Raw genomic sequence first — 18594 nt, forward strand, 5'->3', positions numbered from 1 at the left:
TGTACCGTCACGGAGGGCATCGTGAGCGGCGCGAAGAAAGACGTTGACTGGTATCGCATCGAGCAAGAGTACCGAGAAGGGGTAGTCACGCTTCGGGATATAGCTGCCCAGCATGATGTTACTCATGGAGCAATCAACAAGCGTGCAAAGCGCGATGGATGGGAGCGGGGGACTGGCAAAAAGGCTTCTTCCAAGAAGGCTCTGAAGGTATCCAAAGCGGTATCCAAGCAGGTATCCAAAGTTGGTATCCATGAAAGCTTGGATACCAGTTTGGATACCTGCGTTGTAGAGCCGGTTGGGTATGCAGATGACGTAGATGAAATCGGTGAGTCAAGCTCCTTGACCCCAAAACAGAAGCGTTTCGTCGAAGAGTACTTAATCGATTTGAATGCAACTCAGGCTGCCATCCGTGCCAAATACAGCATCAAGTCAGCATCGAGCATCGGTCGCGACCTACTACAGAAAACCCCAGTTGCCGATGCTATCGCAGTTGCCATCGCTAACCGTTCAGCTCGGGCGAGCATGGCTCAGGATCGCGTGCTGTCAGAGCTTGCCGCGATGGCCTATTACGACCCTGCGGACATTGGCAGTGTGCGTGTAGAAAAGCCTGCTGACATCGCCAAACTGCCAGAGCATGTCCGTAGGGCCATAGTCGGCTGGTCATGGGACAAGCACGGAAACTTTGTATTGAAGCTGGCCAGCAAGACGCCAAACGTCGAGCTGCTCGGGCGTCATCAGGGCATGTTCAAAGACAGGCTTGAGGTGACACCGGCAGGCCCGCTCACTCCTCCCGAATACAGAATAGTGAGCGAGTGATGCAGACCGAGATCTTTCCTGTATATGCCGACTACTTGCAGCCAGCGCGGTTCAAGGTTGCCTATGGTGGTCGCGGATCGGCGAAGACACGCACTTTCGTGGCCATTCTGAAAAACAACGTTCTCCATTATGGCTGGCGCCTTGTGTGCTTCCGAGAAATCATGAAATCGCTTGATGACTCTGTGTACCAAGAGTTCATTGATGAGATCGAGCGTTGCGAGCAGGAGCAATACTTCCGAATCCTTCGTAACGAAATTCACTGCGATATATCCGGCGGCGTGATCAAGTTCGACGGCCTGTTTCGCAATCAGCAAAAGCTCAAAGGTTATGCAGGCTTTGATGCTGCTTGGGTGGAAGAGGCTGCCAATGTTACGGCTGCGAGCTGGAAGTTTCTAATTCCAACACTGCGCAAGAATCGCTCAGAAATCTGGGTCAGTTACAACCCCGAGAACCCGCTGGACGAAACTCACAAGCGTTTTGTCACCGCGTGCCCATACCCCGAATACATCGACGGCCAGCGCTACACAATCATTAAGAAGATCAACTACACCGACAACCCACGGTTCCCCATCGAGCTGCAGCGCGACCTCGACATCATGCGGGAGCAGGATTACGAACTGTTCCGCCATGTTTACCTCGGCGAGCCAGTGGCAGATAGCGCGCTGGCGATCATCAAGCCGGCTTGGATTGCTGCTGCCATCAACGCGCACCTGGTGCTTGGATGGGAAATCACGGGCGGTCGTTTCATGGGGTTCGACGTGGCCGACGAAGGGCCGGACAGCAACGCAACCATAGGTCGTCATGGGGTTTTGGTGAACACCTGCAAAGAATGGCGCGACAACGATCCCAACAGCGCTGCACGCGCCACATATGCCGAAGCACTGGAACACAGTGTCGATCTGATCATCTTCGACAACATCGGCGTAGGCGCAGGCGCAAAGGGAGCGCTTCGGGAGGAGGTAGCAGCAACTCACGAAAGCGGTCGATGGGGGCCAGAAATGGAAGGTTTCAATGCAGGCGGCGCGGTCATTCACTCTGAATCGGATTACGCGCCGGGCAAGAAAAACCAAGACATGTTTTTGAATCTCAAGGCGCAGGCTTGGTGGACGTTGGCCGACCGATTCAAGAGCACATTTGATGCGGTCAATGGCAGGCCTTACGACAAGGAAAAGGTTATTTCGCTAGCTGGTGATTTGCCTGGACTCGACAAGCTATGCGCGGAGCTCTCACAGCCTCGACGAGAGTATGTGAACGGAAAAGTAAAGGTTGAAGGGAAGGGCGCCATGAAGAAGCGCGGAGTCAGCTCGCCTAACTTGGCCGATGCATTGGTGATGTGCTTCTCGAATGAGCTTGAAGTCCAAGGCGGTTTAAATATTTCTGAAGAAGTAGCGAGCATATTTGAATGAGACGTAAGAAAAAACGTAACCCGGTGATAGCCGCCGATATGCCCCCTATGGATATCAGTGCGCTTGCAGCAACGGTGTTTGATGGCGGAACAAGCAGTAAGGATGTCGTAATGTCAGATCAGTGGAAGCCCCCCATCAATCTCTGTGATGCCAGTGAGAAGGGGAAGGCGACGCGCTTGGCAATGGACGCCGCACTCGATAGCGCGGGCGTGTATTCCGCAGATCAGGCAATGGGTGGCATTGCCCAAGTTGATGGCGGATCTGGTGTTTCCTTTCCCGGATATCCTGCGCTGGCCAACCTTCAGCAGAACCCGTTGATGCGGCTGATCGTGGACACCATCAGTGATGAATCAACACGTAAGTGGGTGACGCTCCAGGGCGTTGATAAAAAGGTAAAGGACGACGACATCAAGCGCGTTACGGACGCCTGCGAGAAATGGGAGCTACGCGATGTATTCAAGGCCGCGTCCGAGATGGTCGGCTTTCAAGGTGGTTGCCTCCTGTTCATCGACGTTGGTGCCACCGACGAAGAGCTGGTCACTCCACTTGTGATATCGGACAAGACTATTGGCAAGGGCAAGTTGAAGGCCTTAACCATAGTCGAGCCGATGCAGGTTTATCCAGGGCTTTATGACGCTTCGAACCCGTTGTCGCCGAGGTACTTCCGGCCAGATACATGGATCGTGCAGGGTGTTGAGGTTCACATCAGCCGGTTCCTCTGCTTCACCAACAACATCCCCAGCCTCATGCTCAAGCCGGCCTACAACTTCTTCGGGATTCCACTGGTGCAACTAGCATTGCGCTACGTGCAAAACTTCGAAAGCTCGCGAGATGCTTCGGCGGAGATCGTTCACAACTTCTCGCTTCTTGGTCTGAAGACCGACTTAAAGCAGGTCATGCTTCCGGGCGGCAAGGAGCAGCTCCAGAGGCGCGCCAAGATGATGTTAGGGGCAAAGCGCACCTTGGGCATGGCAATCATCGACAAAACCAGTGAAGAGATGTTCCAGATCGATACGCCCATGTCTGGCCTTAAGGATCTGGTCGGTCAACAGCTTGAGCTGCTCGCGCTCATTTCAGGCATTCCCGTTACCAAGCTATTCGGCACAGCCCCGCAAGGCTTCAGCGCGACCGGTGAGGGGGATATGCGCAACTTCTACGACAAGATCCGGACGTGGCAGGAGATCTTGTATTTCAAGAATTTCAAGATGGCGCGAGAGCTAGTCGAGCTGTCCGAGTTTGGTTCGATCACTCCAGGTATCACCGAAGTGTGGGAGCCACTGAAAGAATCCGATCCGACCGAGCAGGCGGACATCCGCAAGACCAATGCCGACGCCGATGCCATCTATCTGGATCGTGGTGTGGTGCTGCCCGAGGAGGTCAGGGAGCGGCTTTCCGCAGACGAAGAAAGTGGCTTTACGGGATTGGACGAACTCGCACCGCTTGAAGAGGAATTGATTGATGGACTCGAAACAGAAACCGCCGAGCCGACCGACATCGTTCCGGAACCTCAAGTCTAAGTCGGGCGGTTTGGTTGCTCGGCCACCGATGGCAAACGCAGCACTGAAGTCCCGATACGCTCAGAAGCTGAAGCAGCTCAATCAGGGCATGTTCACAAGTGTCGAGTGGTGGCTAACGGCCATGTATCGAGGTCGGGAAAGTGAAGTGGTCGGTGATGCCAGTCCGGCAGCCGAGGCGCAAAAGTTACTTTCAAAGCTGACCCGAAAATGGAAGGGGTTTTACGGGGATAGGGCAGAAGGGCTGGCGAAGTGGTTTATCAATACTGCTGACACCACGACGACATCCAGCCTGTTCAGCTCGCTTAAAGAGTTCATGCCGACCGTAAAGCCGCAGATGTCGAGGAGGACACAAAATACGCTTACAGCAATGACCAAAGAAAACGTCGGCCTGATTAAATCGATTCCATCAAAGTACTTTGAGCAGATCGAAGGTGCGGTTATGCGGGCCATGTCGAATGGTCGCGACCTTGAGGCATTAAAAAAGGATCTTTTATCAATAGGCGGCGTTACTGATAAGCGCGCAGACTTCATTGCGCGGGATCAGGCGAATAAAGCTGCTTCGGTAATTAACCGTTCCAGACAGTTGGACCTAGGAATAAAAAAGGCACTTTGGGTACACACGCATGCTTCAAAAGAACCGCGCGCTAGTCATTTGGCGGCAAGCGGCAAAGAGTTTGATTTGGAAAAGGGTATGTTTATTGATGGTGAATGGATTCAACCGGGCGAAGAAATCAACTGTACGTGCATGGCGGCGCCTGTAATTCCCGGCTTCGAATAATAATATACAAATCCTTATTGCTTTCTCCGATCTTCTGGCTAAATATATATAGACGTTTATTTATCTTTTCGCGGTTTCACGATTTTTCGTGGGGCTCATGCGTTCTCTTGTTGTGGATTTGCAAAGCGCATCATGAATAAAGCTATTTTAGCGAATGATTCAGCGCGTAGAACTGATGAAAATGGATTTTTGCATGTTGAGGTTTCCGCGCTAACTAAAGCGACGGTAAATCCCTACTACGGGCGAGAGATACCAGAGTGGGAAAGTCTCGACCTTGAGCCGGACAGAATCTATCAGGTACTGCGTCCAGCTGATGAGCTTGAGAAAGCTGTAAGTACATTTAATGGATTGCCGATCCTCATAAAGCATAAAGAGGATTCGGCATTTGACCCACAGAAGGCGTTGCGGGTAGGTACAACCGGGACCAGTGCTGCTTGGGAAGATCCGTACATCGTTAACGCGATTGTCTTCCATGATGCGACGGCAATTGCGCTGATTGAATCAAACAAGCAAAAGGAATTGAGTGCCGGTTATCGCTATGACGCGGTAATCGAAAAAGGAACTTTCGAAGGTCAGGCTTACGAGCTGCGCATGAAGAACATTCGGGGTAATCACGTCGCCCTGGTCGAAGAAGGTCGCGCCGGCTCCGATGTGGTAGTGGCGGATTCGAACCCATTTTTAAGAGGTGTAATGATGAGCGTTAAAGATAAGGCGCTAGCGCTGGCAAAGCTACTTTCCGGCAAAGGTCTTCTAGCCAAGGATGAGGCTATTACCGCTGATGAAATTGAAAAGGCCTTGGATGCTGAAGAAAAGCCCAAGGATGAGCCTGCGGGCGATCAAGATCCAATCGCGATTCTTACTGCTGAAATTGAGAAGCTAAAGCAGCAACTTGCATCGCTCGCGCCTTCTGAGCCTGCCGAAGATATCGCAAACGATGAAGATCCTGCGAACCCTCCGAAGAAAGAGCCAATGGCATCGGATAAGAAGTTGCAAGTGACTCCAAAAAAAGAAACTCCAGTCATTGCGGTTGATGAAAAGAAAATCACAGCCAACGTAATGGCGCACTTCCGCGATAAGGAAGTAGCAGCTGAAGAGGTTCGGCCTCTGGTTGGCCCAGTGACTGTTTCAGCCTTCGATAGTGCGGGAGGTATCTACGCATTCGCGCTAGAGCAAAAGGGAATGAACCCAAAGGACTATCCGGCGGAGTCACACAAAAGCATGGTTGCTGTTCTAAACAACCAGCGCCAGCCGCCATTGATTGCACAGGACGCGAAACCGTCTGGTGTTCTCGCCGATATAGACCTCGGTCGTTTCCATTGAGTAAGGAGAAATAAAAGTGCCTTTTCAACAGAAAGTAGGTACCGGCCTTGTCGAGGGCCTGCCGGGCGATCCGGCCAGCGCAAATCCGTTCTCCACCATCGTGAAGCAAGCCAAGGATGCGTGCGCACCTGGCTTGTTCCTGTGGGGTAGCGCGAACGGTAAGACGTTCTCGCCATTGGGGGCTGGTAAGCCGGATGCCTATTGTATGCGTGATCAAACTGGGGTGTTCGGCGGCTTTCTCAAAGAGGCCGGAAACATCATCCCGCTTGGCTTCAACGCAACCGGTGTAATTGACGGTGATTGGTATGCCGTTTCGAAAACCACCGCCTCCGTCAAGCAAAAGGTCTTCGCCTCGAACTTGAACGGGACCATTTCAACCGGTGCGGCTGGTTCAAGCATCGCCGACCACACCGAAACAGATTTCACCGTCACGAAGGTTGCAGGTACAGGCGCAGCCGGCAGTGCAATCGTTATTTCCAAGCACTGAGGCGCACTATGAGCAGTCAAGACTTTCAACGACTTGAGCGGATCGGTATCAGCGGCCTTCCACGGCAGTGGCTGGACGATACGGCGCGGGCGCGCATTGCACAGGATGCCGCGTTAGTCACCACGCCGAACAACGGCGTACCTGCATGGATGACGCAGTACACATCCCCGAAGCTGATCAAGGTATTGACCGAGAAGCTCGGCGCCGAAGAGGTATTCGACCCTTCTCGCATGGGTGGTTACGGCACCATGACGGCGACCTTTCCGATGATCGAGCACACAGGCGCTGTCGGCGCATACGCTGATTATGGGCGCGACGGCCATGCAGGCTTCAACGCCAACTGGCCAAGTCGTGAAGCCTTTTACTTTCAGACCATTGTCACTTGGGGGGATCTGGAATTAGCCGTCATGGCGCAGGGCAAAATTGATGCTGCCAGCCAGAAGCAGGATGCAGCTGCCTTGGTAATGAAGACGGCGCATAACAGCATCTGGTTCTACGGCGTTCAGAATTTGGCGAACTGGGGCATCTTGAACGATCCACGCCTAAACCCAGCTATTCCACCACTTCCAAATACCAGTTCGGATTTGGAATGGGCTGACAAGGATGATCAAGAGATCTATGCCGACGTAAAGCTGCTTTATAAAACGTTGGTTGGCCAGAACCGTGGGCGCGTCAACAAGAAGACCAAGATGTCGCTGATCTTGGATACCGACTCCGAGGCCGAGCTGGACAAAAAGAGCCTTTATGGTGAGTCCGTTGTGGTCTCGCTTAAGAAAGCTTATCCGAACATGGAAATCGTCAGCGCCGTCGAGATGGATACCGCCGCCGGCAGGGTGGCAATGCTCATCGCGCATGACGTCATGGGTCAGAAAACTGGCGAGCTTGGCTATGTCGAGCTGCTGAAAGCTCACGGCGTAGTCCGCGATCTTTCGAGTCTGCGTCAGAAGTACTCAGGCGCAAATTTCGGGGCGGTCATGTATCAACCGAACGCCATCGCTACCATGATCGGGATCTGACCATGATTATCTATTCCAAGCTTCCGCGAGACCTGAAGTTCACTATCGGCACCTCCGTTGTGATCATCAAAAAAGCTGACGATAACCCGGACAGCCTTGTGCCTGGTTGCAGCAAAAACGATATTGCTGACGAGCTATGGGAGGGCGTGCTTAAGGTCTACGGCAAGCACGTTGCGATCAAGAGGGGCTTTATTTTCGCGTCGAAAAACGACAAGGAAGCGAAGGCCCAAGCCGATGAAATCAAGGATGAAAAAACCGGTCTGGAAAAGATGGACCCGGACAACGTTCCAGGCGTTCAACGCAACGACGATCCTGACGTTAAAAACGCTCCAGCCCAGCAGGCCCGTAAGTGATAGTCGAATTCAGCCCGGCGAAGTTTCGGTTAACTTTTCCGGGGGCTTTTCCTGAGCCCGAATATCCCGATCTTTCCTTGCACGCTAGCTTCAATCGTGCCGCGATGCAGATCGATAATACGGCTGGTTCTGAAATTCCTGTCGATCCTCGCGAGATGATTTTGTATCTCGCTACCGCTCATATCGAAACGATAGGTCGGCGCGATCCGAACATGGTCGGCCAGATTGTTTCGGCTGGGCAGGGCTCAACCAACATATCCATTTCTGCCCCTGTCGCCATCGGTAGTGAAGCCTGGTGGTTGCAAACCTCATACGGTCAAGAGGCATGGCAGTCAACAGCCCCTTATCGTTCGTTTCTGTGGGTGGAGTGATGAGCGGAGCCAAGGTATTAGGCGGTGAAAAGCTGAAAGCGGCGTTGAAGAAGCTTGCAGCTGCGAAGGGCGCGCGCGTGCGTGTGGGCATTCTGGAAAATACGAAATATCCAGACGGCACAGATGCAGCGATGGTCGCAGGGGTGCAGGAGTTCGGCAACGAGCAAACTCCAGCGCGCTCATTCATGCGCCGAACCGTCTCTGAGCGTGTTGGTGCCTGGAAGAACGGTTTCGCTAATCAGCTTGATGCTAACAGCGTCGAAGGGGCGCTGGATGTTCTGGGCGAGCAAATGGCCAAAGACATCCAGTCAACCATTCTCAAAATCGCAGGCGAGGGCGGCAACGCGCCGTCCACGATTGAGCGCAAGCGCAGTAAGCAAGACCGGCCTTTGATCGATTCAACCTTGATGCTGAACAGCGTCAAGCACGAGGTGGTGCCCGGTGAATCTGAATAATCTCGTGGGCGGGTTTCTCAATAGCGTAACGCCTCAAGAAGAGGTCGTGCTTTTCCGCTGCACTGGCCAGACAAATGACAGAGGGAAAATCACGCCGACTTACGCGCCAGCATTTCCCACCATGGCGCGAGTGCAATCTGTCAGTGATGCGGCGCTGAAACTAATTGATCGCGTCGGAGACAACAGCAAGCTTCTGCACTTCTACCTCAATGGCGACTGGCGCGGCGTTTTCCGTCCCGATGGTACCGGCGGCGACATGATCTATGCGCGTAACCAATGGTGGCTGATCAATGCGGTACCGGAAGACTTTTCGCAGGCCGGCTGGGTGTGCGTGCGCGGTGTTCTGCAGGTGACCGGGCCTGTTGGGGTGGCCTACCCATGATCGACGTTCTCGGCGCCATGTACGACCTGGTCGAAAAATTCGCATCCACACCAGCAGAGAACATCCTGCGCGCTTGGCCTAATCGGGTGGCTTTACCGCCGCACAGCTACGCCGTGATGACACTGATCAACACTGGGCGCCGAGGCACCAACTCGACCGACTTCGCGTTCGATCCGGACACCGAGGAAGACGGCGAAGAGACCGACAGTGTCCTGCGCGAAACCATGGTGCAGATCGATTTCGTCGGCGCCGACGCTGCGGCCAATGCGGGCAAGTTTGAACTACTGAGCCGGTCCGCCCGGTTCTGTGACTTCCTCGAGCCCTACGGCATTGCGCCGCTGTTCGCTGATACCCCACGGGAGATGACCAAGCCCGACGGCACCGATCAGTTCGCCGTCCGCTACGTCATCACCCTTACCATTTCCTACTGGGACGAAACCAGCGTCGCCGTGCCGTGGTTCGACGATGCAACCCTTACAACTGAGGTAATCCAATGAGCATTCCAGCCTCGGCTATTGTTGAAGTCAATCCGGGACTATTGGTGCCGGGTGGTACCGATCTGGAGTTGAACGGGCTCTTTGCCTACGACACTCCGCTGATTCCTCCTGGTGCGGTTTGGGCGTTTGCGTCAGCCGAAGATGCAAAGGCGGTTTTCCCGCCAGACGCCGACATCCTGGCCCCGATCAGCATCTACTTTCGCGGCTACAACAATAGCCCGATCAAACCGCGGGCGTTGTTTATCGCTCGCTGGACAGCTGAAGCGACGCCCCCTTATGTCATCGGTGTTAAACATCTGTCGTTGGTTGAGCTGAAGGCCGTCAGCGACGGCGAACTTACGCTAACCATGGGTGGCGAATCCGAAACCATCAGCGATCTGGATTTCAGCGCAGCCACTTCGTTTTCCGACATCGCCGCCATTGTTCAGGCTGCAATGATTGCCGCTGCATCCGCCGATCCTTTTTGGCTCGCTTCGGTGTGCACCTACGATGGTGTCTCGAAGCGTTTCACCATTGGCTCCAGTCACAAAGCCACCGAAGGCGTTATCGCCGTGCCAACCGGCGATGCCGCCTTGGCGCTGGGCTTGGCATCGGGGATGCCATTCCAAGGCGCTCTCGCCCAATCGCCTACAGCGTGCATGGACGCCGTCAAGCGGGTGACTACCAACTGGGTGACGTTCACCTCAGGCAAGGTGACCTCGATCCCTACTGAGCCTGAGCAGCTGGAGTTCGCCAAGTGGTCGAGCGATCAGGGTGTGCGCCATCTGTACGTGCTGTACGAGGACAACCCGAACCTCATCGAACAGGGCAACACCGACAACATCGGTCGCCAGATTCAGGACCTGGACTTGTCGGGCGTAGCGGGCGAGTACGGCGAAATCGAATACGCCGCGTTCCTGATGGGCGTGGCGGCGTCGATTGACTACAACCGCCCTGACGGCGCCATCACGACCGCCTTTAAGGCGCAGGACGGCATCGTCTTCAATGTGACTGATGAGGCGACCGCCAACCAGTTGACCGAAAACGGGTTCAACTATTACGGCGACTGGGCCACGGCGAACGACCAGTTCAAGTTCCATTACCCTGGCCAGATGTTTGGTCGTTATCTGTGGGTGGATACCTACCTCAATGCCATCTGGCTGAACAACGCGCTGCAGGTGTCGCTGATGAGCGGCCTGTCGAGTGTCGGTCGTTCCCCGCATAACGCGAAGGGCTATGCACTGGTGCGGGCGTGGATGCTTGATCCGATCCTGCGCGCCCTGAGCGCCGGCATCATCGACACCGGTATCACCCTCAGCGAATCGCAGAAGGCCGAAATCGCGGCACAGGCTGGCATGGACATCTCGTCCCAGCTGCAAACCAGCGGCTACTTCATCCAGATCCTTGATCCGGGCGCCGTCGCCCGCAAGGACCGGCAGAGCCCAATTATCAATTTTTGGTACACCTACGGCGGCTCTATTCAGAAGCTTGTCGTGGCGTCCCGCGCAATCGTTTAAGGAGCCCATGACATGGCAGGAAGAAAGGGCAACATCACCTCGGCGAACTCCACCGGCATCATCACGGTTGATGAGCTGTTTCCGAATGGTTTTCTCCTCGAGAACTACGCCACTGACGCCGCCATTGCGATGGACGAAGAGACCGTCGCAGAAACCCGCATGGGTGTGGACGGAAAGATGGTGGCCGGCTACGTGCCGTCCATCAAGGTACTGACCCTGTCGCTTGAGGCAATCAGCGAAGCCGCAAAAGCACTCGACCTGGTCAACGCCCGCAGTCACCAGAACATGGCGATTTATCACCTATCGCTGTCGTTCTCGGTACCGGGCTTACGTCAGACGTGGACTTTCCAAGACGGCGTATTGAAAAGCCTTAAATCGGTTCCGGACGTGAAGAAAGTTCTCGATATCCGCACCTTCAAATTCGACTTCGAATCACTCGACATTCAGGACTGGTAATCATGGCTCGCAAAGTAATCACAATCAGCGTTAACGACGGCGGCGAAGACAAGAGTTTCCGCATTACACAGATGCCGGCGACCAAGCTTGAAGCATGGATCGCACGAGCTCTTTTGCTGGTCGGGCATACCGATCTTGATCCTGCTGTCTTTGCTGGCAGCACCGACGCCGCTGCATCTGCAGGCATCAAGGCGCTGTCTGGCGTGAGCTATGAGCACGCCAAGCCGCTCTACGACGAGCTGTTGGCCTGCTGCGAAGTCATGGTCGGCGACCACTTCGAACACCTGTCTGTATCGAACGCTGACGTCCACATCGAAGACGTAAAGACACTTTTCAAATTGCGTATGGAGGCGGCGAAGCTGAACTTCAGTTTTTTAGACTTCGGCAAGCTCTCGAAATCGATGGGCCAGAAGATGACGGTCGCCGGTATTACAGCTACGCCAACGTCTCCGGGCTAATCGGCGTTATCACCAGCAACAAGCACGCAACCTTGCGCGAACTTGAGGAGTACTACTCCTTTGAGGACGCGCTGAACATGGTCGAGATCATCCGCGTGAACAATGCGAATGAGCGTATCGCGATGAAGAGTAAGGACTGAGCATGGCCACCGTTATTGATGCACTCATTGTTACCTATGCCCTCGACCCGTCCGGCATTGAAGAAGGAGCGAAAGAGGCTACAGGTGCCCTTGAAACGATGAAGGCAAACGCGCTCAGTATCTTTGCGGCAATTGGCGGTATTGCCTTGTTCACCGGTTTGATGAAATCCAGCTTCGACGCAGCCATCGCGGCGGGGGTATTGGCCGACTCCCTCGGCGAAGATGTCGAGCAGATCAACGCCATGGGCCAGGCAGTGGCGGCGCAGGGCGGCACCGTAGAGGGCTTCAATGACTCTCTGGGTAATCTCAACTCGGCGGTGGGTGAATTCGCCGCCGGATTCGGTGGCCCTGGTGCTGATGCTTTCGAGAAGTTCGGAATCAGCATGCGCGACGCCAACGGCGACATGCGTAAGTCATCAGATGTGATGCTTGACCTATCCGACCACCTGAGCAAGATGACCATCGGCGAGGCGGTGGCCATTGGTGAAACAATGGGGATCGATGCTGCGACCATTAAGTCAATTCACGGAGGCAGAGAAGCCACCTTGGAACTGATCAAGGTGCAAAAAGAAAAAGGGGGGATGACTGACAAAGATGTCGAGCAAGCTAAAAAGCTCCAAGACAGCATGAAAAAAACAAAAGCTGACATCGAACGCGCAACCATCCCGATTTTAACGATGATCATGCCGGCGCTCTCGATGTTGGCCGAAGTGGTAGCAGTCGTTGCAAGCGCGGTAGGGAAGGGCTTCAAGGCGATAGGCGATTTTGTCAAAGACCACGGGACAGTAATTGTTGTGGCGCTCGGAGTGGCTGCGACAGCATTCGGCGTCATTTACAGAAACGCAGTCATGACCGCCGCAGCTGCGATGATTAAGTTCGGTATGGCGTCACTTAGAGCGGGTGCGATGTTTGTTCTGGCCAACCTACCGCTGATAGCAATGGTAGGAATTATTGCCTTGGTATCTGCTGCAATTGGCTTGCTCGTCGAAGACTTCATGGTCTGGATGGATGGCGGCGAGTCGGCCATCGGTTCTGTGCTTGGAGATTTCGATACTTTTTGGGCCGGCATCAAACCGATATTCGACAGCCTTGCGCAAATATTTACCAGCGTCTGGGATTTGCTGACTACGCCTGCAAAAATCGCATTTGGGATACTTAAAGGGCTGTTCACAGGTGACTTTGAGTTTCTTAAATCTACGGTGCTTGGCCTCGGCGACGTATTCACAAATCTATGGGAAGGCATCAAGAGTCTGGCCCAACCCTTTTTTGATTGGATCAGCGAAAAGTTTAGCGGCATGGGCGAGGTCGTCGGCGGTATCGCAAAATTTTTCGGCGTTGGCGGCGATGAAGAGGGCGCGGAGGTGGGCGCACCTGGTGCGAAAGGGGCCGGTGCGCCGACTGCCAAAGACGCCGTTTCGCCTTCCGCCATTGCCGCTGGCGCGGGTGCGGGCAATAAGACTGTAACCGTCACTCAGTCGGTCGGCAGCGTGACCGTAAACACGCAAGCCACGGACGGCAAAGGCGTTGCGTCTGCGCTCAACGGCGCGACCAATACCGAGCTGCAAGGTCTGGTTAATTCAGTTGATTCGGGGGTTATGCAATGACCTACGAAATCACCGATGCCGTGAATAACAAGCCCATCGCTCCGATCAGTTCATTCCTCGGGATGAGCTACAAGTTTGAAGCGAAAGACACGCGATACCCCGTCGAAAAAGGCGGCTTCTTTTCCGCCAATAAGGTCGTTTCGCCTTGGTCCATCCCTGTGCAAGTTGCAATTACGGGATCGCCTGAGCGTCTGCGTAACATCCTATTCGTGATCCAACGTTATGCCGCTGGGGTCGAGCTGGTGAACGTGACGACGCCGTTTTACACATACCTTGACGGCAACATTGAATCTTTGAATTACACGCTTAAGGAAGGCGGGGCTGTTGGTTTGCTGGAGCTCGAACTTGGACTTGTAGAAATACGCCAGATCGAGGCGCGATATACCAGCATCTCGGTTTCCCCGGTCGGCGGCTCGTCCAAGCCGATCAGCGCTGACAAAGCCAAGAACAAATCAGACGCCTCGACAGAAGAGAAGGGCAAGCAACAACCAAAGCCGCCTAGACAAAGCATTCTCGGGGGCTGGTCGAAATGATCGAAGTTCCTCTGTCCCCAGTTCCTGGTCAAAACCTGCAAATCATTCTTGATGATCAAAACGTCACGCTGACCCTACGACAGAAGGGCGAGCGCATGTACATGGATGTAGACGTGGGCACCGCTCGCGTCATCAGCGGCGCTATTTGCAACAACAGAACCAACATCAAGCAATTTAAAACCATGCCCTTTAAGGGAGGACTGTTCCTTGTCGACACCCAAGGCAACGAACCTCCCCAATACCACGGCCTTGATACGCGCTGGGTCTTGCTGTACCTATCTGAGGATGAACTATGACCAGCTTCACGCAGAAGCAAATAGAGGTCCGCTTTACGCTGGGCGCAGGCCAGTTCTCGGCGGGCGGTAATACCAAGGTCGTCAACGGCCTTGCCACGCGCTGCAAGATCACCAAGCCGGGCTTGCCAGATAAAAACGGCGCGTCGGTGACGATCTTCGGCCTGTTGCCGGATGACATGGCCAGACTGACGACGCTCAATTTCCGCCCGCTGCAGGTGCAGAAAAATCTCATCCAGATTTCAGCAGGTGTGGTGGGCGGTTCGACGTCCATAGCCTTTGCGGGCGAGATCACCAGCGCCTTTGCCGATTACAACTCGGCACCTGATATCGCGTTCGTTGTCGAGGCGCTGGCCGGCTATTACCCGAGCGTCACGCCCGCGGCGCCGATGTCCATTCGCGGCTCTGTATCGATTGAAGAGATCGTCAGCGGCATCGCGAAGGATATCGGATACCAGTTCGAAAACTTTGGCGTCACGGCTTCGCTGCTGAATCCCATCCTCAACGGCTCGCCTATCGAGAAGGCTCGCACCGCTTGCCGCAATGCCGGCGTGCAATTGTTCATTGACGACAACCGTCTGCGGATCGCGCCGCCCGATGGGTTTGTGGGCAGTAACAAGCCGGTCCCGATGAGCGCAGAAACCGGAATGATCGGCTATCCCACGTTCGGATCGGACGGCATCAAGCTCAAGGGCTACTACCAGCCTGACGCGGAGCTGGGCGGCCTGATCAACGTGCAGTCCATTGTCCCCATGGCGTCGGGCGATTGGATTATCACCAAGCTGTCGCACCAGATCGAAGCCAACATTCCCGGTTCCGACAATGCCTGGATCACCGAAATGGAAGCCTCGCACGACGGCAAGACCCAAAAAGACAGAAAGGAAAAAGCATGAGCGAGCCGGTCAAGGGCGCGAAGAAACTCAGTAGCGCGAACTCGCCCACCAACGCCATCAGCTTCTTGGTCGAGCGCATGCTGGCGGGCACCCTCAACACCTGCACGCTGGTGCGGGTGGATGAGGTCGACCCGAGCCCCGCAGCCCCCAGAGTGGCTGTCACGCCGCTGGTGCCGCAGATCGATGGAGAGGGCAACACGCTGCCGCCGCAGCCGATTTACGACGTGCCCTATTCACGCGTGCAGGGTGGTGTTGCTGCATTGATCATTGATCCGGTACCGGGCGACATCGGTATCGCGCTGTTTGCCCAGCGCGACATATCCACGGTCAAGCTGACAAAAAGCGCTGGCCAGCCCGGAAGCCTGCGCACGTTCGATCAGGGTGACGCGCTGTATGTGGGCTGGGTGCTGAACCAAACGCCGACCGTGTTCCTTGAACTGACTCAGGACGGGAAAGCCAAGCTGGTCGCACCGGGCGGCTTCACAGTTGATTGCGACATGCATGTCACCGGTGCGGTGACCACCGATAGCACCATTACCGCCGCCGGCGACGTGCTCGGCACCGGTATCTCGTTAAGCACTCACACTCACATCTGCGCGGCTCCCGGCGATCCTACGAGCGCTCCGCAATGAAGACTCTTCTGCTCACTCCCGAGTGGGATCTGCAGCTGGATGCATCCGGCCAGTTCGCGATGGCGTCCGGTCCTTTGGCCGTGGCGCAGTCGGTGGCCAACGCCATTCGGCTGTTCACACAGGACGCCTATTTCAATCAGACCGAGGGCGTCCCGCACTTCGATATCAGTCTGGGTCATCGCCCAAGTCCGGACGTCGTGAAAGAACGCCTGATTCGCGCCGCTCTCGCGGTGAGGCACGTGGACTCCGCGACCATGACCGCGTTCTCGGTTGTTCAGCGCGTGGCGACTGGTGTCATTTCTATTGAGACCTTCGGAGAGACTGTAAATGTTGCGTTTTGATCCTGCGACGGGCCTCTACGCTGACGACACGGCGGTCATTCGAGCGGAGACCGAAGCGCTTTGGAGAGAGGCGCTGGGTAATGATGTCGATGTTTCCGCCGGCTCGCCCATCGGCCAACTGATCGATTCACAAACTGCGCTGGTGGCGGACAAGGATCGTCAGGTGCTGTACCTGTCCAACCAGTTTAACCCTGCAGCGAATGAAGGGATCTGGCAAGACGCTCTCGGCCAGATCTACTTTCAGGAACGTCTGGGTGCCGCTCCGACACTGGTTGAATGCCTTTGCACCGGGCTGGCGGGGACGACTGTTTCGGGTACCGTACAGGCGGCAACCGGAATGCGACTGGTGACGGTGGCTCCGGTGGAGATCCCGCCAACGGGTCGCGTTCTGGTGTCGTTTCGCACGGTGGAGGAAGGCCCGATTGTCATTCCTGCCAACAGCGTCACCACGATCATCACAACGGTTCCTGGTTGGGACACCGTCGACAATCCTGCTGCTGGCGTAGAGGGGCGCTTAATTGAAAGCCCTCAAGAGTTCGAGGCGCGGCGAAAGGCAAGTGTGGCCAACAACTCACAAGGCCGAGCGGTGGCCATCAACGGCGCCGTGGCCGCTGTTACGGGCGTTATCGATTCAATTGTGATCGAGAACTACAAGGGCGCACCCATCACTGAGCATGGCGTGACCATCCCTGCGCACACGTTTTTTATTGCTGCAGCGGGTGGTGCTGGTGCTGACATCGCCAAGGCCATCTACCAGAAGAAAGACGGTGGCGCCGCCACGATGGGCAATACACCTATCACGCACGTCGACCCGGCCTATCCGCTGGCGACGTACACCTACAACTACGAAGTTCCCGCGAACCTCAATATCACGCTGACCGCGACAATCAAGGCCACCGATACCACGCCCAGCGATATCGCCGACAAGATCAAAAAGGCGGTGACGGACAACTTCTACGGGCGCGGTTCGGTCGACCGCGTGCGGATGGCCTCCACGCTATACGCCTCGCGCTTCTACACGCCGGTCATCAGTGCCGGCGTTGAGGATCTGGTATCGGTGACACTGAGCATCGGCGGTGGCCAGCTCAACAGTATCGAGGTCAATGCGAACCAGCTGCCCAATTTGGCCGACGTCCTGACGGTGTTCGCATGATCACCGCCGAAGAGACAATCCAGTCTCAATACTCATCGAGCCCGCGCCTAATCAAGCTGGTTCAGGGCATGGCCAAGCAGCTTGACCCGACGCAAGACATCGAACTGTTTTTCCGCAAGGTCTTCGATATCAGCCAGGCGCAGGGCTGGGGGCTGGACAACTGGGGGCGGATTCTCGGCCTCGGTCGGATCGTCGAAATCTCCGCCGTCAACAGCTTCGGTTTCGCCGGCAGTGGCCTGCAGCCGTTCAACCACGCCGCGTTCGATGCGGGCGGTCTCACGCGCAACTACCGTCTGGAGGATGAGGCGTACCGCAAGTTCCTGATGCTCAAGGCTGCTTCGAACATCAGCAACGCCACGATTCCCACCATCAATCGCTTCATGTCGCTGGTGTTCAAGGGGCGAGGGGATGTGTACGTCCTCGAAACCGGCCCGATGCAGATCCAGTACACCTTCCGATTTATTTTGCTGCCATGGGAACGGACGGTCATGAACCTTGACTGGATGATTCCGCGCCCTGGCTGCGTTTCCTACACGTGGGTTGAAGAACCCATCGCTCCATAGAGGTCTAGAACAATGGATCAGCCTGATCTGATTTTAAAACCCTTGGCAGAGGATTCTGTTAGCAAGGTGCTCCCGCCTGTAACTGCTGCCGAGGCAGGGCATGGGCGGATGTCGCAGGAAAGCGGCTTTCCGCCCGAGACGCAGCAGCCGCTAGAAACTGGCGGCAAGGCTCCGCAACGCGACGACATGAACGGTGCGCTCAATCTGTTATCGCAACATACGGTGTTCCAGCAGGCGGGTGGCCGGTACAAATTCAATCCGGCGCTGACTTATGACATCGGTCATCGAATCGTACTCAACGATGGCGTGACCGAAGTGATGTCGGTGGTTGATGACAATAACTCAGACCCAAACGTGGGGCTGGGATCGTCATGGCGTGCAATTGTTGTCGTGCCTCCGGCGACAGAATCGGTTGCCGGTGTAATTCGCATTGCAACTGATGCTGAGGTCGCCGCAGGTACCAGCGATGCCACGGCCATCACGCCGCTCAAACTTAAGAATAAATCTCAGTTGTCTCCGACTGATGCAACCGTAGGCAAGCTCATGCAAGTGGGCGCATTTGGAATAGGGGCTGCGTCGGCGCTTATCTCCAACACGGATCTAAATGACCTGGACACGACCGGTTTTTATTTCG

At 55.3% G+C, this 18594-nt stretch carries 24 protein-coding genes; all 24 read left to right on the top strand.

Features of this window, described 5'->3' with window-relative positions; genetic code table 11:
- The first annotated feature begins 21 nt into the window (after positions 1 to 21).
- Positions 22 to 816 (top strand): terminase small subunit, encoded by a 795-nt coding sequence (locus tag ACIQVE_RS21350; protein ID WP_402811783.1) that lies wholly within the window; start codon positions 22 to 24, stop codon positions 814 to 816.
- On the top strand, positions 816 to 2222 hold the full coding sequence (locus ACIQVE_RS21355; protein WP_402811786.1) for a PBSX family phage terminase large subunit: 1407 nt from the start codon (positions 816 to 818) through the stop codon (positions 2220 to 2222). Before ACIQVE_RS21350 ends, ACIQVE_RS21355 begins: the two co-directional genes overlap by 1 nt.
- Positions 2219 to 3739 carry an anti-CBASS protein Acb1 family protein gene (locus ACIQVE_RS21360; RefSeq protein WP_402811789.1) on the top strand — a complete coding sequence of 507 codons (1521 nt, stop codon included), beginning with the start codon at positions 2219 to 2221 and terminating at the stop codon, positions 3737 to 3739. The genes ACIQVE_RS21355 and ACIQVE_RS21360 overlap by 4 nt, the downstream gene beginning before the upstream one ends.
- A gap of 28 nt (positions 3740 to 3767) precedes the next feature.
- Complete coding sequence (locus ACIQVE_RS21365) at positions 3768 to 4517, top strand: phage minor head protein (RefSeq protein WP_402811791.1); 750 nt, start codon at positions 3768 to 3770, stop codon at positions 4515 to 4517.
- Positions 4518 to 4649: 132 nt separating this feature from the next.
- Positions 4650 to 5837: a DUF2213 domain-containing protein gene (locus tag ACIQVE_RS21370; RefSeq protein ID WP_402811794.1), complete on the top strand. Its 1188-nt coding sequence runs from the start codon at positions 4650 to 4652 to the stop codon at positions 5835 to 5837.
- A gap of 16 nt (positions 5838 to 5853) precedes the next feature.
- Positions 5854 to 6324, top strand: coding sequence for a hypothetical protein (locus ACIQVE_RS21375; protein ID WP_402811797.1), 471 nt, complete (start codon positions 5854 to 5856; stop codon positions 6322 to 6324).
- Positions 6325 to 6332: 8 nt separating this feature from the next.
- The gene (locus tag ACIQVE_RS21380; protein WP_402811800.1) at positions 6333 to 7340 is read left to right on the top strand and encodes a hypothetical protein; all 1008 of its coding nucleotides are present in this window, start codon (positions 6333 to 6335) and stop codon (positions 7338 to 7340) included.
- A 2-nt stretch (positions 7341 to 7342) separates the two neighbouring features.
- On the top strand, positions 7343 to 7693 hold the full coding sequence (locus tag ACIQVE_RS21385; RefSeq protein WP_402811803.1) for a hypothetical protein: 351 nt from the start codon (positions 7343 to 7345) through the stop codon (positions 7691 to 7693).
- Positions 7690 to 8064 (top strand): DUF4054 domain-containing protein, encoded by a 375-nt coding sequence (locus ACIQVE_RS21390; protein WP_402811805.1) that lies wholly within the window; start codon positions 7690 to 7692, stop codon positions 8062 to 8064. The genes ACIQVE_RS21385 and ACIQVE_RS21390 overlap by 4 nt, the downstream gene beginning before the upstream one ends.
- Positions 8064 to 8519 (top strand): hypothetical protein, encoded by a 456-nt coding sequence (locus ACIQVE_RS21395; RefSeq protein WP_402811807.1) that lies wholly within the window; start codon positions 8064 to 8066, stop codon positions 8517 to 8519. Before ACIQVE_RS21390 ends, ACIQVE_RS21395 begins: the two co-directional genes overlap by 1 nt.
- Positions 8506 to 8901: a hypothetical protein gene (locus ACIQVE_RS21400; protein WP_402811810.1), complete on the top strand. Its 396-nt coding sequence runs from the start codon at positions 8506 to 8508 to the stop codon at positions 8899 to 8901. The genes ACIQVE_RS21395 and ACIQVE_RS21400 overlap by 14 nt, the downstream gene beginning before the upstream one ends.
- A complete protein-coding gene (locus tag ACIQVE_RS21405; protein WP_402811813.1) occupies positions 8898 to 9398 on the top strand; it encodes an LIC_12616 family protein in 501 nt (166 codons plus the stop codon). The genes ACIQVE_RS21400 and ACIQVE_RS21405 overlap by 4 nt, the downstream gene beginning before the upstream one ends.
- On the top strand, positions 9395 to 10894 hold the full coding sequence (locus ACIQVE_RS21410) for a DUF3383 domain-containing protein (RefSeq protein WP_402811816.1): 1500 nt from the start codon (positions 9395 to 9397) through the stop codon (positions 10892 to 10894). Before ACIQVE_RS21405 ends, ACIQVE_RS21410 begins: the two co-directional genes overlap by 4 nt.
- A 12-nt stretch (positions 10895 to 10906) precedes the next feature.
- Positions 10907 to 11350, top strand: a complete 444-nt coding sequence (locus ACIQVE_RS21415) for a phage tail fiber protein (RefSeq protein WP_402811819.1) — start codon at positions 10907 to 10909, stop codon at positions 11348 to 11350.
- A gap of 2 nt (positions 11351 to 11352) precedes the next feature.
- Complete coding sequence (locus tag ACIQVE_RS21420; RefSeq protein ID WP_402811821.1) at positions 11353 to 11808, top strand: hypothetical protein; 456 nt, start codon at positions 11353 to 11355, stop codon at positions 11806 to 11808.
- 142 nt (positions 11809 to 11950) lie between these two features.
- Positions 11951 to 13552: a hypothetical protein gene (locus tag ACIQVE_RS21425; RefSeq protein ID WP_402811823.1), complete on the top strand. Its 1602-nt coding sequence runs from the start codon at positions 11951 to 11953 to the stop codon at positions 13550 to 13552.
- Positions 13549 to 14085 carry a phage baseplate protein gene (locus ACIQVE_RS21430; protein ID WP_402811825.1) on the top strand — a complete coding sequence of 179 codons (537 nt, stop codon included), beginning with the start codon at positions 13549 to 13551 and terminating at the stop codon, positions 14083 to 14085. The genes ACIQVE_RS21425 and ACIQVE_RS21430 overlap by 4 nt, the downstream gene beginning before the upstream one ends.
- Positions 14082 to 14381 carry a hypothetical protein gene (locus tag ACIQVE_RS21435; RefSeq protein WP_402811827.1) on the top strand — a complete coding sequence of 100 codons (300 nt, stop codon included), beginning with the start codon at positions 14082 to 14084 and terminating at the stop codon, positions 14379 to 14381. The genes ACIQVE_RS21430 and ACIQVE_RS21435 overlap by 4 nt, the downstream gene beginning before the upstream one ends.
- Complete coding sequence (locus ACIQVE_RS21440) at positions 14378 to 15271, top strand: baseplate hub protein (protein WP_402811830.1); 894 nt, start codon at positions 14378 to 14380, stop codon at positions 15269 to 15271. Before ACIQVE_RS21435 ends, ACIQVE_RS21440 begins: the two co-directional genes overlap by 4 nt.
- Positions 15268 to 15903, top strand: a complete 636-nt coding sequence (locus tag ACIQVE_RS21445) for a hypothetical protein (protein ID WP_402811833.1) — start codon at positions 15268 to 15270, stop codon at positions 15901 to 15903. Before ACIQVE_RS21440 ends, ACIQVE_RS21445 begins: the two co-directional genes overlap by 4 nt.
- Positions 15900 to 16244: a hypothetical protein gene (locus ACIQVE_RS21450; protein ID WP_402811835.1), complete on the top strand. Its 345-nt coding sequence runs from the start codon at positions 15900 to 15902 to the stop codon at positions 16242 to 16244. The genes ACIQVE_RS21445 and ACIQVE_RS21450 overlap by 4 nt, the downstream gene beginning before the upstream one ends.
- The gene (locus ACIQVE_RS21455; RefSeq protein ID WP_402811837.1) at positions 16231 to 17397 is read left to right on the top strand and encodes a baseplate J/gp47 family protein; all 1167 of its coding nucleotides are present in this window, start codon (positions 16231 to 16233) and stop codon (positions 17395 to 17397) included. Before ACIQVE_RS21450 ends, ACIQVE_RS21455 begins: the two co-directional genes overlap by 14 nt.
- Positions 17394 to 17960 carry a DUF2612 domain-containing protein gene (locus ACIQVE_RS21460; protein ID WP_402811839.1) on the top strand — a complete coding sequence of 189 codons (567 nt, stop codon included), beginning with the start codon at positions 17394 to 17396 and terminating at the stop codon, positions 17958 to 17960. The genes ACIQVE_RS21455 and ACIQVE_RS21460 overlap by 4 nt, the downstream gene beginning before the upstream one ends.
- Positions 17961 to 17972: 12 nt before the next feature.
- On the top strand, positions 17973 to 18594 hold a 622-nt coding region (locus ACIQVE_RS21465), incomplete at its 3' end, for a hypothetical protein (RefSeq protein WP_402811841.1).

This window comes from Pseudomonas sp. NPDC098747 (genome assembly GCF_044760045.1).
Taxonomy (GTDB): domain Bacteria; phylum Pseudomonadota; class Gammaproteobacteria; order Pseudomonadales; family Pseudomonadaceae; genus Aquipseudomonas.